Source organism: Shewanella sp. FeAMO (assembly GCF_053653955.1).
The window spans coordinates 40,028-54,818 of sequence record NZ_CM132201.1 but is presented as its reverse complement, the minus strand read 5'-3'; the positions used below and the strand labels follow the sequence as shown (position 1 = coordinate 54,818).

Here is a 14,791-nt window from a genome sequence, read left to right as displayed (position 1 = left end):
ATATCAGTTACACCACTTCACCGGCGGCGTAGCCGGAACTCCAGGCCCACTGGAAGTTATAGCCGCCGAGCCAGCCACTGACATCCACCACTTCACCGATAAAATAGAGCCCGGGATGACGCTTGGCCTCCATGGTCTTGGAGGATAACTCATCGGTATCCACTCCGCCCAGAGTCACCTCGGCGGTACGATAACCCTCGGTGCCGCCGGGTTGGATCTGCCAGCAGTGGAAATAACTGTCCAGCGCAGCTATATCAGCCTTGGACAGTTGGTTAAGGTTCTTGCTGGGTAATTCACCCAGCTCCAGCAGTCTCTCAACCAAGCGCTTAGGTAACAACCGAGATAATCCATTCTTAAGCGACAATTTTGGTGATTCAGCAGTAATTGTTTTGCACCAATCGACAAAATCCAGGTCCGGTAGTAAATCAAAAAGCACACTCTGGCCTGGCTGCCAGTAGGAGGAGATCTGCAGCACAGCCGGCCCGGACAAACCTCTGTGGGTGAATAACATGGCTTCTCTAAACTGCCTGCCGCACTCGGCTTTGGCGATAACCGGCAAGCTGATACCGGACAGGCCTTCAAACCTGGCCTTGTCTTCAGGTTGCAAGGTAAAGGGAACCAGCCCGGCAGTGGTCGGCAGCACCTTGATGGCAAACTGCTCGGCGATGCGGAATCCAAACGGCGTAGCCCCGAGCTTGGGCATGGACAAGCCACCAGTGGCTATCACCAGTGATTCACAACGGTATTCCCCTTCACTGGTTTGTAGGCTGTAACCGTCATCTGTGGCTGCCACAGACAGAATTTCGGTACGCAGCTGAATTTTGACTCCGGCCCAATCGCACTCTGTGGTCAGCATATCAACAATGTCTTTAGCCGAGTCATCACAAAACAGCTGTCCGAGAGTCTTCTCGTGATAATCGATGCCGTGCCGCTCGACCATGGCGATAAAGTCCCACTGGCTGAAACGAGCCAGCGCCGATTTGACGAAGTGTGGGTTACTGCAGAGATAGGCGCCCGGTTCAATGTTCTGATTGGTGAAGTTGCAGCGACCGCCGCCACTGATCAGAATTTTGCGCCCCAGTTGTTTGGCGTTATCCAGCAAGAGGACATCCCGGCCCCGATATCCGGCAGTGAGGGCACACATTAACCCTGCGGCGCCAGCGCCGATAATGATCACCTGATGCTGTTTAACTGACATAACGCTCACTCTCGGGCCCAACAAGGGGCAATAAAAAAGGACGCTATTCTAGCATCCTTTTCCGGGATTGGAGATGGCTCAGTCTGCCGAGGTTTCCGACTTCTTCTCTCTGGCCAGCAGTTCTTTGGCCGCATCAATAGGCGATTTGCCCTGATACAACACCTGATAGATCTGCTCGGTGATCGGCATCTCTACCCCCAAGCGCTTGGCCAGGGTGTAGACCTCTTTGGTGTTGCGGTAACCTTCAACCACCTGACCGATTTCAGCCTGGGCAGTATCGACATCACAACCCTTACCCAATGCCAAACCAAAGCGACGGTTGCGCGATTGGTTATCGGTACAGGTCAGCACCAGGTCCCCAAGACCCGCCATTCCCATAAAGGTAGAAGCATGGGCGCCCAAAGCTTCCCCCAGACGGCTCAACTCCACCAGACCTCGGGTGATCAGGGCTGTACGGGCATTGGCACCAAAGCCTATACCGTCGGACATGCCGGCACCTATGGCGATGACATTCTTGACCGCGCCACCGAGTTGCAGGCCGATAAAATCGTCATTGGCATAGACTCTCAGACGTTTGGGGCTGTGCAACAGCTCCACCAGATCCTGGGTAAACTGGGCATCGGTACCAGCCACTGAGATGGCGGTTGGTAAACCTGCCGCCAGCTCTTTGGCAAAAGTCGGTCCGGACAATACCGCCAGCGGATACTTCTCCCCCAGCACATCGCGGGCAACATCCTGCAACAGGCGACCACTTTCCGGCTCCAGCCCCTTGGTGGCCCAAATGATGCGGGCATCATCACGCAGCAGAGGCTTGGCCTGAGCCAGCACATCAGCAAAAACGTGACTTGGTACCACCACCAGAATATTCCGCGACGCCGCCAATGCTTTGGCCAGATCGGCTTCCATCACCAGGGAGTCTGGAAAGGCTATCCCGGGAAGAAAGGCTTGGTTGCTGCGCTCGGCAGCGAGTTTGGCCACATGCTCGGGCTCATGCCCCCACAACAGGGTGCTGTGTCCATTGCTGGCCAAAGAAATGGCAAGGGCGGTGCCATAAGAGCCCGCCCCCAATACCGTTATTTCGGCAGTGTCTTTCATCGGCTGATTACGCGTTCGCTTCTTCGGCCGGAGCTTGCTCTGCGGCGGCTTGACGCTGCTGCACATACTGAGCGAACAGGGCGTCGAAGTTCACAGGAGCCAGGTTCAGCTGTGGGAAAGTACCACGGGATACTAGGCTTGCCACAGTTTCACGGGCATAAGGGAACAGGATGTTAGGGCAGTAAGCACCCAGAGAATGAGCCAGTTGAGGATCACTCAGACCTGAGATAGAGAAGATACCGGCTTGTTGTACTTCACACAGGAACGCAGTTTCTTCACCATTTTTGGCAGTCACAGTCAGTGACAGTACCACTTCAAATACATCATCGGCCAACTTGGCGCTGCGGGTATCCAGATCCAGCTTAACTTCAGGATTCCACTCTTTCTGGAATACCGCTGGGCTGTTAGGGGTTTCGAAAGAAACGTCCTTGATATACACACGTTGAATGTTGAACTGTGGGGCTTGTTGTTCGTTGTTTGCTACTTCAGCCATAATTCCTACCTATCCATTTAGTCTCGGCTTGCAATGAGCCGGTGTTTGGGGCGTATGTTACTCGGGTCGGTTGCGACTCCCAGTCATCATCCCAGCTATTCATCTGTTCAGCGCCGGAACAGAACTCAGGATGCCGGTTGCCACTTCAGCATGGCCCACTCTACTAATAGAAGGACGCAGGATGCAATGACAACCGCCGACACTCATTATCTTTTGCTTTTGGACACAGGCATATTTGCTGCCTGCCAATCACCCATACCACCTTTGAGGTTAAAGACTTTTTCAAAGCCTTGCTTAACCAAAATCTGAGCCGCTTGAGATGAGGTCATGCCAGCGTTGCATACCAGTATAATGGGTGTGGTTTTGTACTTTTCAAGGTTAGCGATTTGATTATTTTTGATGTCGGCCATAGGTACATTCTGGGCATTGATAATATGCGCCTTACGGAAGTCGGCATTGGCACGCACATCTATCACCTTGGCATCTTCTTTATTCATCAGGAAAATCGCCTGCTGATGATCAACGGTTTTAACCTTGGAGAAGCCGGATTTGAACAGGGTTACCACCACGGCTATAAACAAACCTACCCAGGCCAGGCTCAGCATGGGGTGGGCTTTAAGAAACTCTACATATTCCTGCATTTTTAACTGCCTGTTATCTATTGGGCCATTTAGGACAAGCGCAGAGTATACCCAGAGGCCAGGCAGATTGCAGCTGTTTCACAGCAGTTTTGCCCCTTGAGTCGGCGTTAAGGCGCGGTCCGCCCTATTATCACAATCGGGGCAAATGGCTTTTGCCCTCAGGACAGACGTAGTAATATTTAACCAATTTCAGATTTGACCGATTCTTTCAACTTTACAGGTATCAACATGAAGACAAGCAAACGTCCTTTGGCACTGCTTATTCTGGACGGCTGGGGTTATCGTGAGGGCACGCATATGAATGCCGTCCATCACGCCAACACTCCGGTTCTCGACAGACTCAACGCCGAATACGCCCACAGTTTGATTTCCGGCTCAGGTAAAGATGTAGGTTTGCCTGACGGGCAGATGGGCAACTCTGAAGTGGGCCATATCAATATTGGTTCCGGCCGTATCGTTTATCAGGAACTGACCCGCATCAGCAAGGCCATTGAAGATGGCGAATTTGAGCAAACCCAAGCACTTATCGAGGCGGTCGACGCTGCCATCAAGGCAGACGGCGCAGTACACATCATGGGACTGTTGTCACCCGGCGGTGTTCACAGCCATGAAGATCATCTTGAAGCCATGTGCCGCATGGCCGTCAAGCGCGGTGCCAAGCAGGTTTACCTGCACGCCTTCCTCGATGGGCGTGACACCCCACCACGCAGCGCCAAAGCCAGCTTGGAACGCTTCGACAAACTGTTTGCCGAATTGGGCCGAGGTCGCATAGCCTCCATCGTTGGCCGCTACTATGCCATGGACAGGGACAACCGTTGGGACCGAGTCTCCCAAGCCTACGATCTGATCACTCAAGGTCAGGGGAAATACAGTGCCGACTCTGCCGTAGCCGCGCTGGAAGCTGCCTATGACCGCGATGAAAACGATGAGTTTGTTGCCGCAACTGCGATTCTGGATCAAGGTAAGGCCACAACACTGCACGATGGCGATGCGCTGATTTTCATGAACTTCCGTGCCGACCGCGCCAGACAGATCACCCGCGCCTTCGTCAATCCGGATTTCGATGGTTTTGAACGCGCAGTGACGCCCAAGGTTAACTTTGTCATGCTCACCGAGTATGCCGCCGATATCAAAGCCCCGGTAGCCTTCCCATCGGAAGACCTAGTCAACACTCTGGGCGAAGTACTGCAGAATCGCGGCCTGACCCAGCTGCGTATTTCAGAAACCGAGAAATACGCCCACGTAACCTTCTTCTTCAATGGCGGTAAAGAACAACCATTCGAGGGTGAAGACCGTATTCTGATCAATTCACCCAAAGTCGCTACCTATGACTTGCAACCTGAGATGAGTTCGACAGAGCTGACAGATAAGTTGGTTGAAGCTATTGAATCAACTAAATATGATGTCATTATCTGTAACTACCCCAACGGTGACATGGTAGGTCATACCGGCAAGTTTGATGCTGCGGTCAAGGCTTGCGAAGCTGTAGATGCCTGCATAGGCCGAGTAGTGGACGCACTGGCCAAGGTAGATGGTGAGTGCATTATCACTGCCGACCACGGCAACGCCGAGCAGATGGTGGACGAAACCACAGGCCAGGCTCATACCGCCCACACCAGTGAGCTGGTGCCCTTTATCTATGTCGGTCGCAAGGCCACAATCGATGAAGGTGGCCGCCTGAGTGATATCGCACCAACCATGCTGACACTGATGGGACAGAGCATTCCTGACGAAATGACAGGGCGTCCGTTAATCCATACAAAAGAGTAACACTGACCCGGTGCAGAAGCGTATTTTAGCCAAAGCCAGCATACTTGCTGGCTTTCTCGTGTTTTCCTCTCAGCTGCAGGCATCCGATCTGGAGCGGCGTCAGTCCGAGTTAAAGGCACTGCAATCCCAGATCACCGCCCAGCAAAACGCTCTGAGAGACACAGGCAAACAGCGGGAAAAACTGCTGCAACTGCTGAAAAAAGACGAGCAGGCTATCGCAGATGCCGCCCGTAAGGTCAACCAAACTGAAAATGCTCTCAGCGATGCCGAAAAGCGTCTGTCCGAGCTGAAGCTAAGAGCCGCACAGCTGGACAAGCTCAAAGAAAGCCAACAGCAAACCCTGGCCAAACAGCTAACCAGTGCTTATCTCGCCGGGAATCATGATTACAGTAAGATGCTGCTCAACCAGCAAGACCCGGCCACCATAGAACGGATGCTGGCCTACTATGACTTTCTCAACAAGGCCAGAATGCAGGCCATAGAACAACTGAAACAAACCCGCCAGGAATTGTCGGCGGTACAGCAGAGCGAGCAGCAGGAACGCAATCGACTCAACAAGCTGGTACTGGATCAAAAGGCTCAATCCAAGCGCCTCAATCAAGAACAGGGTCAGCGACAACAGACATTGAAAGAACTGCAACGCACCATCAGCAGTAAGGCCTCAGAACTGGAGCAACTGCAGATAGAAGAAGCCTCGCTGAAACGGGTTGTAGAGCAAGCTCTGGCTGCCATGCGTGATAGCCCAAGCATGGATGGATTGGCCAAGTCCCGCGGCTCACTCAATTGGCCCACCAAGGGCAGGATCAAAAACAGCTTTGGCAGTCAGCGCTCCGGCAATGTGCGCTGGAAAGGTGTCATGTTATCGGCCCCGGAGGGCCAGTCTATCAGCGCCGTAGCCGCCGGCAAGGTGATCTATGCCGACTGGCTGCGCGGTTTTGGTATGGTGTTGGTTGTCGACCATGGCAAAGGCTTTATGAGCCTTTATGGCCACGCCCAGGCATTGCTGAAAGATGCAGGAGATACGGTCAAGGCCGGCGAAGCTGTAGCACTGGTAGGACGTTCCGGAGGACAAACCGAGCCTGGCCTATACTTTGAAATAAGGCATAAGGGGCAAGCTGTCGATCCGGCAAATTACTGTCGGCGTTAATCATCAGCCCCCTGCACTTCAAAGGGGGCAACATGGGCAACTCTATTCGCAACCTGCTGTATATCGGTCTTGGTATAGTCATGGGAATCTCTCTCAGCCTGGCTAGCCACGAAAACTTTCCCAAACCCAACCACACTCACGAGCTTTCATTGCTGCTGGATGTGATGGATACAGTGGAAACCTACTACGTCAGGGACATCAGCCGCAGGGAACTTGTCGACGCCGCCATTGAAGGCATATTTCAACGTCTCGACCCTTATTCCAGTTTTCTGAAACCCGAGCAGATGAACAGCCTCAGGGACAGCAACCGAGGGGAATACTTCGGCTACGGCTTTGAAGTGTCCACCGAAGGGGAAAAACTCAGAATTATCGCGCCCTTCCCCGGCTCTCCGGCCGAACAAGCCGGGATCATGGCCGGCGATATTGTTACTGCCGTCAATGGAGAGAGTATTGCCAAGCAGTCTCTGGAAGAAGTGCTTAGCCAAATAAAGCACTTCAGCAGCAGCAACCGTGAGTTATCGCTGCAGCTGCATCATGCTCACTCGGATGTCAGCTTTGAAGTCAGCCTTAAACCGGCCACTATCAGCGTCCACTCTGTGCTTGGGAAAATGCTGACCAACGACATTGGCTATATTCGCCTGGCAAGTTTTCAGGAAGATTCGACCCGCGACATAGTCCATCTGTTGAGCGAGTGGCAACAGCAGCCACTAAATGGTTTGATTCTGGATTTGCGCAACAATCCCGGAGGCTTGCTGGATCAAGCGATTCGAATTGCCGATCTGTTTCTGGATAAGGGCCGTATAGTCGCCACCGAAGGGCGCTTCTTCGATGCCAACTCAGATTACTATGCATCTCCGCAAACCATGCTGACCGGCGTGCCCATATTAGTGCTGATCAATCGCGGTTCAGCTTCAGCATCCGAAGTGCTAGCTGCGGCGCTGCAGGAGAACAACCGTGCCAAGGTGATAGGTGAAACCAGCTTCGGTAAAGGTACAGTACAAAGCCTGATCCCAACACTTGTCGATGGTAATGCCATCAAGCTGACCATAGCCCGCTATACCACGCCCAAGGGCCTGGATATCAACGCCAAAGGGGTGGAACCCGATATAAAAATCGCACCCAATACTGTTTCCGATAACAAAACTGTGCCTATAATCGACCTCATATCTCCCCATGCAGATACCGCCAGCGATAGAGCCATTAACTCGGCGGTGGCATGGATACAATCAAATAAATAAAATTAATATAAAACGTGCGCTATTGTTTCTACTTACTACTGCTGGTCGTAAGTTGCTCTCCCGCATGGGGAGCCAGACTGGCAATCGTTATCGATGATATAGGTTACCGCCATACAGATGAGGCCGCCCTGTCCTTGCCTTCAGCTGTGACCTTGTCTGTATTGCCACATACCCCACTTGGGCAACAACTGGCTCGCCAGGCTCACAGCAAAGGCCACGAAATCATGGTGCACCTCCCCATGCAGGCGCTTAACGGCAAGGCCATGGGGCCAGGTGGGCTCAACAACCAGATGTCAGAAACCGAGTTCAAAGCAACCCTCAAGAGAGCTTTGCAGAGCGTGCCCTTTGCCAGGGGAAGTAACAACCATATGGGGAGTTTGTTGACTCAACTTGAGCAACCTATGAGCTGGTTAATGGAAGTATTGCATCAGGAAGAGCACTTCTTTATCGACAGCGTTACCACACGCTACACCAAGGCGGGAGATAAGGCCGATGCCCTCGGCGTTCCGCTGCTGAGACGTCAGGTGTTCTTGGATAATCAGCTAACCGAGCAGGCTTTCGAAAGACAATTGGACTTGGCAATAGCTAAGGCCCAAAGCGAAGGTGAAGCCTTGATGATAGCTCACCCTTACCCAGAGAGTATGCAGTTCCTCAAGAAGAGACTGCCAGAGCTGGCAAAGATAGGGGTCACTCTGGTGCCAGCTTCCAACTTACTACCAATCTCATGGGCTCAGAAGCAGAATACAAGCGGTGAAAAACTCTGACTAGAGTTGCAGTACAGGGATCTCCAGATCCGGCAGCAAGGCTCGCAACTCCTGTTGGTTGCTGACAATGTCTGCCAGCGTATAACGGTCGAGCACAGCCAGATAGGCATTCACAGCTTGAGCCAGAACCCCTTTCAGCTGACAAGCAGGAGTCAATCGACAATAAGGCTTGCTGCAATCAATAGGCGCCAGTGAGTTTTCCAGTGCCCTCACCAGTTCGCCGACATTGATCTTCTCCGGAGCCATCCCCAAACGAAAACCACCGCTCTTGCCGCGTATTGTTTGCAAATAACCCAGCTTACCCAGGTGATGTACTATCTTGGAGACATGATTAGGTGAAAGATCAAAAACCTCTGTGATCTCTGCGATTCGAAACAAAGTCTCACGCTCCGGTTGAATCGCCAGGTACATAAGAGTTCTTATTCCAAAATCTGTATAACGCGTTAACTGCATCTTTCACCTTCAGGAAGAGGTTTCCACCTCTAAAGAGCCTATCAGCCAGAGCGCCTCTTCGTTGCTGTTACCACATACATCGACCGATGCCGAGAATTCGCTGCACACATCGGGACGTTCAGAGGAACCAAAGAGGCGACATAGATTGTTGTCATCCAGTTGCACACAGCGAACCCCTGCGGGTTTACCTCCCGGCATCCCGGGTATGGCACTACTGATGGAGGGTGCAATACAACAGGCCCCGCAACCGATACGACAATCCACAATCATCACCTGTAATAGAATATGACTATTATAACGACAAAAAATTTTCGGGTAAGTACTCAAGTCACAGACTCAAGCGAATCCTACAGCCAAAGCGAATATAACAATAGCGCTTATGCATTCTCTATAGTCAACCTCAAGGACCTGGGTTCTACAGGTCGCAGGGATGATTCCCAGTAAATTTGCAGAAAAGAATCAAACGAAAAAAGCCTCATCTTTCGATGAGGCTTTCTCTTTAAGTTGGCGGAGCGGACGGGACTCGAACCCGCGACCCCCGGCGTGACAGGCCGGTATTCTAACCAACTGAACTACCGCTCCTTTAGTATCACGCCTTGGCGCACTACTAAAATTGGGCGTCTGGCGATGACCTACTCTCACATGGGGAGACCCCACACTACCATCGGCGCGATTGCGTTTCACTTCTGAGTTCGGGATGGGATCAGGTGGGACCACAATGCTATTGTCACCAGACATATTTGGTAATCTGGAAAGCTGTGCTCTTCTTCAGAGCCTGAGTTCAAACTTCAATCAAGTATCGACTTCTTCAAGTCCGTAAAACCCATCTGGGTTGTATGGTTAAGCCTCTCGAGTCATTAGTACAGGTTAGCTCAACGCCTCGCAACGCTTACACACCCTGCCTATCAACGTCCTGGTCTCGAACGGCTCTTCAGAGGGCTCCAGGCCCTAGGGATGACTCATCTTGGGGCTCGCTTCCCGCTTAGATGCTTTCAGCGGTTATCGATTCCGAACGTAGCTACCGGGCAATGCCATTGGCATGACAACCCGAACACCAGCGGTTCGTCCACTCCGGTCCTCTCGTACTAGGAGCAGCTCCCCTCAATCATCCAACGCCCACGGCAGATAGGGACCGAACTGTCTCACGACGTTCTGAACCCAGCTCGCGTACCACTTTAAATGGCGAACAGCCATACCCTTGGGACCGACTTCAGCCCCAGGATGTGATGAGCCGACATCGAGGTGCCAAACACCGCCGTCGATATGAACTCTTGGGCGGTATCAGCCTGTTATCCCCGGAGTACCTTTTATCCGTTGAGCGATGGCCCTTCCATTCAGAACCACCGGATCACTATGACCTGCTTTCGCACCTGCTCGACGTGTCTGTCTCGCAGTTAAGCTGGCTTATGCCATTACACTAACCGTACGATGTCCGACCGTACTTAGCCAACCTTCGTGCTCCTCCGTTACTCTTTGGGAGGAGACCGCCCCAGTCAAACTACCCACCAGGCACTGTCCCTAACCCCGATTAGGGGCCCAGGTTAGAACATCAACACTACAAGGGTGGTATTTCAAGGTTGACTCCAACAAGACTGGCGTCTCATCTTCATAGTCTCCCACCTATCCTACACATGTAGGGTCAATGTTCAGTGCCAAGCTATAGTAAAGGTTCACGGGGTCTTTCCGTCTAGCCGCGGGTATACGGCATCTTCACCGCAATTTCAACTTCACTGAGTCTCGGCTGGAGACAGCGTGGCCATCATTACGCCATTCGTGCAGGTCGGAACTTACCCGACAAGGAATTTCGCTACCTTAGGACCGTTATAGTTACGGCCGCCGTTTACCGGGGCTTCGATCATGAGCTTCTCCGAAGATAACCCAATCAATTAACCTTCCGGCACCGGGCAGGCGTCACACCGTATACGTCATCTTGCGATTTTGCACAGTGCTGTGTTTTTGATAAACAGTTGCAGCCACCTGGTATCTGCGACTCCCGTCAGCTCAGAGAGCAAGTCTCATCACCAACAGGAGCGTACCTTCTCCCGAAGTTACGGTACCATTTTGCCTAGTTCCTTCAGCCGAGTTCTCTCAAGCGCCTTGGTATTCTCTACCCGACCACCTGTGTCGGTTTGGGGTACGATTCCTGCTAACCTGAAGCTTAGAAGATTTTCCTGGAAGCATGGCATCAACCACTTCATCCCCGTAGGGACTCGTCGTCAGCTCTCAGTGTATGTGTGCCCGGATTTGCCTAAGCACACCACCTACTACCTTAAACGCGGACAACCAACGCCGCGCCGGCCTAGCCTTCTCCGTCTCTCCATCGCAGTTAGCAGAAGTACGGGAATATTAACCCGTTTCCCATCGACTACGCCTTTCAGCCTCGCCTTAGGGGTCGACTCACCCTGCCCCGATTAACGTTGGACAGGAACCCTTGGTCTTTCGGCGAGGGGGTTTTTCACCCCCTTTATCGTTACTCATGTCAGCATTCGCACTTCTGATACCTCCAGCGTGGGTTACCCCTTCGCCTTCAACGGCTTACAGAACGCTCCTCTACCGCACTGATGCAAGCATCAGTACCCGTAGCTTCGGTGAATTGCTTAGCCCCGTTACATCTTCCGCGCAGGCCGACTCGACTAGTGAGCTATTACGCTTTCTTTAAATGATGGCTGCTTCTAAGCCAACATCCTAGCTGTCTAAGCCTTCCCACATCGTTTCCCACTTAGCAATTACTTTGGGACCTTAGCTGACGGTCTGGGTTGTTTCCCTTTTGACGACGGACGTTAGCACCCGCCGTCTGTCTCCCGGATAGCACTCTTTGGTATTCGGAGTTTGCAAAGGGTTGGTAAGTCGGGATGACCCCCTAGCCTTAACAGTGCTCTACCCCCAAAGGTGTTCGTCCGAGGCGCTACCTAAATAGCTTTCGAGGAGAACCAGATATCTCCCGGTTTGATTGGCCTTTCACCCCCAGCCACAAGTCATCCGCTAATTTTTCAACATTAGTCGGTTCGGTCCTCCAGTTGATGTTACTCAACCTTCAACCTGCCCATGGCTAGATCACCGGGTTTCGGGTCTACACCTAGCAACTATACGCGCAGTTAACACTCGGTTTCCCTACGGCTCCGCTATTCGCTTAACCTCGCTACTAAATGTAAGTCGCTGACCCATTATACAAAAGGTACGCAGTCACGGTCTCAAGAACCGCTTCCACTGCTTGTACGTATACGGTTTCAGGTTCTATTTCACTCCCCTCACAGGGGTTCTTTTCGCCTTTCCCTCACGGTACTGGTTCACTATCGGTCAGTCAGGAGTATTTAGCCTTGGAGGATGGTCCCCCCATATTCAGACAACATATCACGTGTGCCGCCTTACTCGATTTCATCTCTGGTTAGTTTACATGTACGGGGCTATCACCCTGTGCCGCTGTGCTTTCCAACACATTCCACTAACACCCCAAAGACTTAAGGGCTAATCCCCGTTCGCTCGCCGCTACTTGGGGAATCTCGGTTGATTTCTTTTCCTAAGGGTACTTAGATGTTTCAGTTCCCCTCGTTCGCCTCACTACGCTATGTATTCACGTATTGATGACAGCTTATGCTGCCGGGTTTCCCCATTCGGACATCGCTGGCTCAAATGCTTGTTACTAGCTCACCAACGCTTTTCGCAAGTTACTACGTCCTTCATCGCCTCTGACTGCCAAGGCATCCACCGTATACGCTTGGTCGCTTAACCATACAACCCGGATGAGTTTTCATCGGATTGTATTGCAACCAGCTTAGGTTTACTTGTCTCACCTCCGGGTTAAGGAAGTGGACTCGCCTTGAAGAATTTCCAAAACACTTGATTGAAGTGTTTGAGAACTCAATTTGTATGCATCAAATCCACTCCGAAGAGAGGTTTTGATGTCTACTATCAGCTTTCCAAATTGTTAAAGAACACATTGACCTACCAGGGTCAACGGCCTGCTCTATGAACAAGCAATCTGTGTGAACACTCAAAAGGTACACGGATGTACCGAATGTCGAAAATGCAGGAGCAGTTTTCGACCAAGCACCAATTATCGCTTAGGTAAGGAGGTGATCCAGCCCCAGGTTCCCCTAGGGCTACCTTGTTACGACTTCACCCCAGTCATGAACCACACCGTGGTAAACGCCCTCCCGAAGGTTAAGCTATCTACTTCTGGTGCAGCCCACTCCCATGGTGTGACGGGCGGTGTGTACAAGGCCCGGGAACGTATTCACCGTGGCATTCTGATCCACGATTACTAGCGATTCCGACTTCATGGAGTCGAGTTGCAGACTCCAATCCGGACTACGACCAGCTTTATGGGATTAGCTCCACCTCGCGGCTTCGCAACCCTCTGTACTGACCATTGTAGCACGTGTGTAGCCCTACTCGTAAGGGCCATGATGACTTGACGTCGTCCCCACCTTCCTCCGGTTTATCACCGGCAGTCTCCCTAAAGTTCCCGGCATGACCCGCTGGCAAGTAAGGATAGGGGTTGCGCTCGTTGCGGGACTTAACCCAACATTTCACAACACGAGCTGACGACAGCCATGCAGCACCTGTCTCACAGTTCCCGAAGGCACTGAGGTATCTCTACCAGATTCTGTGGATGTCAAGAGTAGGTAAGGTTCTTCGCGTTGCATCGAATTAAACCACATGCTCCACCGCTTGTGCGGGCCCCCGTCAATTCATTTGAGTTTTAACCTTGCGGCCGTACTCCCCAGGCGGTCTACTTAATGCGTTAGCTTGAGAGCCCAGTGTTCAAGACACCAAACTCCGAGTAGACATCGTTTACGGCGTGGACTACCAGGGTATCTAATCCTGTTTGCTCCCCACGCTTTCGTGCCTGAGCGTCAGTCTTTGTCCAGGGGGCCGCCTTCGCCACCGGTATTCCTCCAGATCTCTACGCATTTCACCGCTACACCTGGAATTCTACCCCCCTCTACAAGACTCTAGTTTGCCAGTTCGAAATGCGGTTCCCAGGTTGAGCCCGGGGCTTTCACATCTCGCTTAACAAACCGCCTGCGCACGCTTTACGCCCAGTAATTCCGATTAACGCTCGCACCCTCCGTATTACCGCGGCTGCTGGCACGGAGTTAGCCGGTGCTTCTTCTGCGAGTAACGTCACAGATGTAAGGTATTAACTTACACCCTTTCCTCCTCGCTGAAAGTGCTTTACAACCCGAAGGCCTTCTTCACACACGCGGCATGGCTGCATCAGGGTTTCCCCCATTGTGCAATATTCCCCACTGCTGCCTCCCGTAGGAGTCTGGGCCGTGTCTCAGTCCCAGTGTGGCTGATCATCCTCTCAGACCAGCTAGGGATCGTCGCCTAGGTGAGCCTTTACCTCACCTACTAGCTAATCCCACCTGGGCTTATCCATCAGCGCAAGGCCCGAAGGTCCCCTGCTTTCCCCCGTAGGGCGTATGCGGTATTAGCAGTCGTTTCCAACTGTTATCCCCCACAAATGGGCAAATTCCCAGGCATTACTCACCCGTCCGCCGCTCGTCATCTTCAAAAGCAAGCTTTTGAAATGTTACCGCTCGACTTGCATGTGTTAGGCCTGCCGCCAGCGTTCAATCTGAGCCATGATCAAACTCTTCAATTAAAGTTTTGGTTGAACCCGAAGGTTCGACTCAATGAATTCTGTTCGTATGAACACTCTTCATCGAGTTAAATCGTTTTGTCGATTTCTCAATGCCTGTGAGTGTCCACACAGATTTGCTTGTTTATCTTGTTAAAGAGCAATCCCTTAGGCGCTGTGGCCATCGGGTCAGGGCTGCGTATTCTACGCTTTCCTGCTGCGGCGTCAAGAGGTATTTACCATCTTTTTTCGCCTGTCGTTGAAAGGACTCGAAAGCCTCATTTCTTCGACCCTGTCACGTCTTTCGCGTTGCCGCTGCGCCGTGTCAGTGGGAGCGCATTATAGGGAGCCTGAACTTTTGTGCAAGAGCTTTTTAAAAGAAAACTGCTGTTTTTGACTTACTTG

General features: G+C 52.1%; 10 protein-coding genes, 1 tRNA gene and 3 rRNA genes. 4 read left to right on the top strand and 10 right to left on the bottom strand.

The features are described from left to right. Positions 1–7 precede the first annotated feature (7 nt). The 4 genes from ACWAU4_RS00255 to ACWAU4_RS00240 all read right to left on the bottom strand — a co-directional run bounded on the left by ACWAU4_RS00255 (position 8) and on the right by ACWAU4_RS00240 (position 3,427). A complete protein-coding gene (locus ACWAU4_RS00255; protein ID WP_190534050.1) occupies positions 8–1,198 on the bottom strand; it encodes a BaiN/RdsA family NAD(P)/FAD-dependent oxidoreductase in 1,191 nt (396 codons plus the stop codon). A 78-nt stretch (positions 1,199–1,276) separates the two neighbouring features. Next, positions 1,277–2,293: an NAD(P)H-dependent glycerol-3-phosphate dehydrogenase gene (gene gpsA / locus ACWAU4_RS00250; RefSeq protein ID WP_025888167.1), complete on the bottom strand. Its 1,017-nt coding sequence runs from the start codon at positions 2,291–2,293 to the stop codon at positions 1,277–1,279. 7 nt (positions 2,294–2,300) lie between these two features. Next, entirely contained in the window at positions 2,301–2,786 is a 486-nt protein-coding gene (gene secB, locus ACWAU4_RS00245; protein ID WP_025010842.1) for a protein-export chaperone SecB, read from the bottom strand. A 206-nt stretch (positions 2,787–2,992) separates the two neighbouring features. After that, a complete protein-coding gene (locus ACWAU4_RS00240; RefSeq protein WP_025888165.1) occupies positions 2,993–3,427 on the bottom strand; it encodes a rhodanese-like domain-containing protein in 435 nt (144 codons plus the stop codon). A 228-nt stretch (positions 3,428–3,655) separates the two neighbouring features. On the opposite strand from ACWAU4_RS00240, the gene gpmM reads away from it, so the two are divergent. Genes gpmM through ACWAU4_RS00220 form a run of 4 tightly spaced genes read left to right on the top strand, consistent with a single transcriptional unit; the run spans position 3,656 to position 8,346 of the window. Then, positions 3,656–5,197, top strand: coding sequence for a 2,3-bisphosphoglycerate-independent phosphoglycerate mutase (gene gpmM, locus ACWAU4_RS00235; protein WP_101058651.1), 1,542 nt, complete (start codon positions 3,656–3,658; stop codon positions 5,195–5,197). A 10-nt stretch (positions 5,198–5,207) separates the two neighbouring features. Then, the gene (locus ACWAU4_RS00230) at positions 5,208–6,344 is read left to right on the top strand and encodes a murein hydrolase activator EnvC family protein (RefSeq protein ID WP_208125339.1); all 1,137 of its coding nucleotides are present in this window, start codon (positions 5,208–5,210) and stop codon (positions 6,342–6,344) included. Positions 6,345–6,376: 32 nt separating this feature from the next. After that, complete coding sequence (locus tag ACWAU4_RS00225) at positions 6,377–7,582, top strand: S41 family peptidase (RefSeq protein ID WP_045283938.1); 1,206 nt, start codon at positions 6,377–6,379, stop codon at positions 7,580–7,582. Positions 7,583–7,596: 14 nt separating this feature from the next. After that, positions 7,597–8,346: a divergent polysaccharide deacetylase family protein gene (locus tag ACWAU4_RS00220; protein ID WP_025888163.1), complete on the top strand. Its 750-nt coding sequence runs from the start codon at positions 7,597–7,599 to the stop codon at positions 8,344–8,346. Here ACWAU4_RS00220 and ACWAU4_RS00215 read toward each other — a convergent pair whose 3' ends face one another. From ACWAU4_RS00215 to ACWAU4_RS00190, 6 genes are all read right to left on the bottom strand, one after another. Next, positions 8,347–8,799: an Rrf2 family transcriptional regulator gene (locus ACWAU4_RS00215; protein WP_025888161.1), complete on the bottom strand. Its 453-nt coding sequence runs from the start codon at positions 8,797–8,799 to the stop codon at positions 8,347–8,349. A 9-nt stretch (positions 8,800–8,808) separates the two neighbouring features. Next, a complete protein-coding gene (locus ACWAU4_RS00210; RefSeq protein WP_025010846.1) occupies positions 8,809–9,063 on the bottom strand; it encodes a YkgJ family cysteine cluster protein in 255 nt (84 codons plus the stop codon). 241 nt (positions 9,064–9,304) lie between these two features. After that, a tRNA-Asp gene (locus tag ACWAU4_RS00205) sits at positions 9,305–9,381 on the bottom strand. A gap of 37 nt (positions 9,382–9,418) precedes the next feature. Then, positions 9,419–9,534 (bottom strand): 5S ribosomal RNA (rrf, locus tag ACWAU4_RS00200). Positions 9,535–9,635: 101 nt separating this feature from the next. Beyond that, positions 9,636–12,528 (bottom strand): 23S ribosomal RNA (locus ACWAU4_RS00195). A gap of 337 nt (positions 12,529–12,865) precedes the next feature. Next, a 16S ribosomal RNA gene (locus ACWAU4_RS00190) occupies positions 12,866–14,410 on the bottom strand. Together the 16S, 23S and 5S rRNA genes with 1 tRNA gene alongside form the textbook arrangement of a ribosomal RNA operon. Positions 14,411–14,791: the final 381 nt, after the last annotated feature.

Excerpts from the sequence above, each read along its gene's own strand:
- ACWAU4_RS00225 (WP_045283938.1), top strand. The coding sequence starts at position 6,377 with ATGGGCAACTCTATTCGCAACCTGCTGTATATCGGTCTTGGTATAGTC.
- secB (WP_025010842.1), bottom strand. The coding sequence starts at position 2,786 with ATGGCTGAAGTAGCAAACAACGAACAACAAGCCCCACAGTTCAACATT.
- ACWAU4_RS00215 (WP_025888161.1), bottom strand. The coding sequence starts at position 8,799 with ATGCAGTTAACGCGTTATACAGATTTTGGAATAAGAACTCTTATGTAC.
- gpsA (WP_025888167.1), bottom strand. The coding sequence starts at position 2,293 with ATGAAAGACACTGCCGAAATAACGGTATTGGGGGCGGGCTCTTATGGC.
- ACWAU4_RS00255 (WP_190534050.1), bottom strand. The coding sequence starts at position 1,198 with ATGTCAGTTAAACAGCATCAGGTGATCATTATCGGCGCTGGCGCCGCA.
- gpmM (WP_101058651.1), top strand. The coding sequence starts at position 3,656 with ATGAAGACAAGCAAACGTCCTTTGGCACTGCTTATTCTGGACGGCTGG.
- ACWAU4_RS00240 (WP_025888165.1), bottom strand. The coding sequence starts at position 3,427 with ATGCAGGAATATGTAGAGTTTCTTAAAGCCCACCCCATGCTGAGCCTG.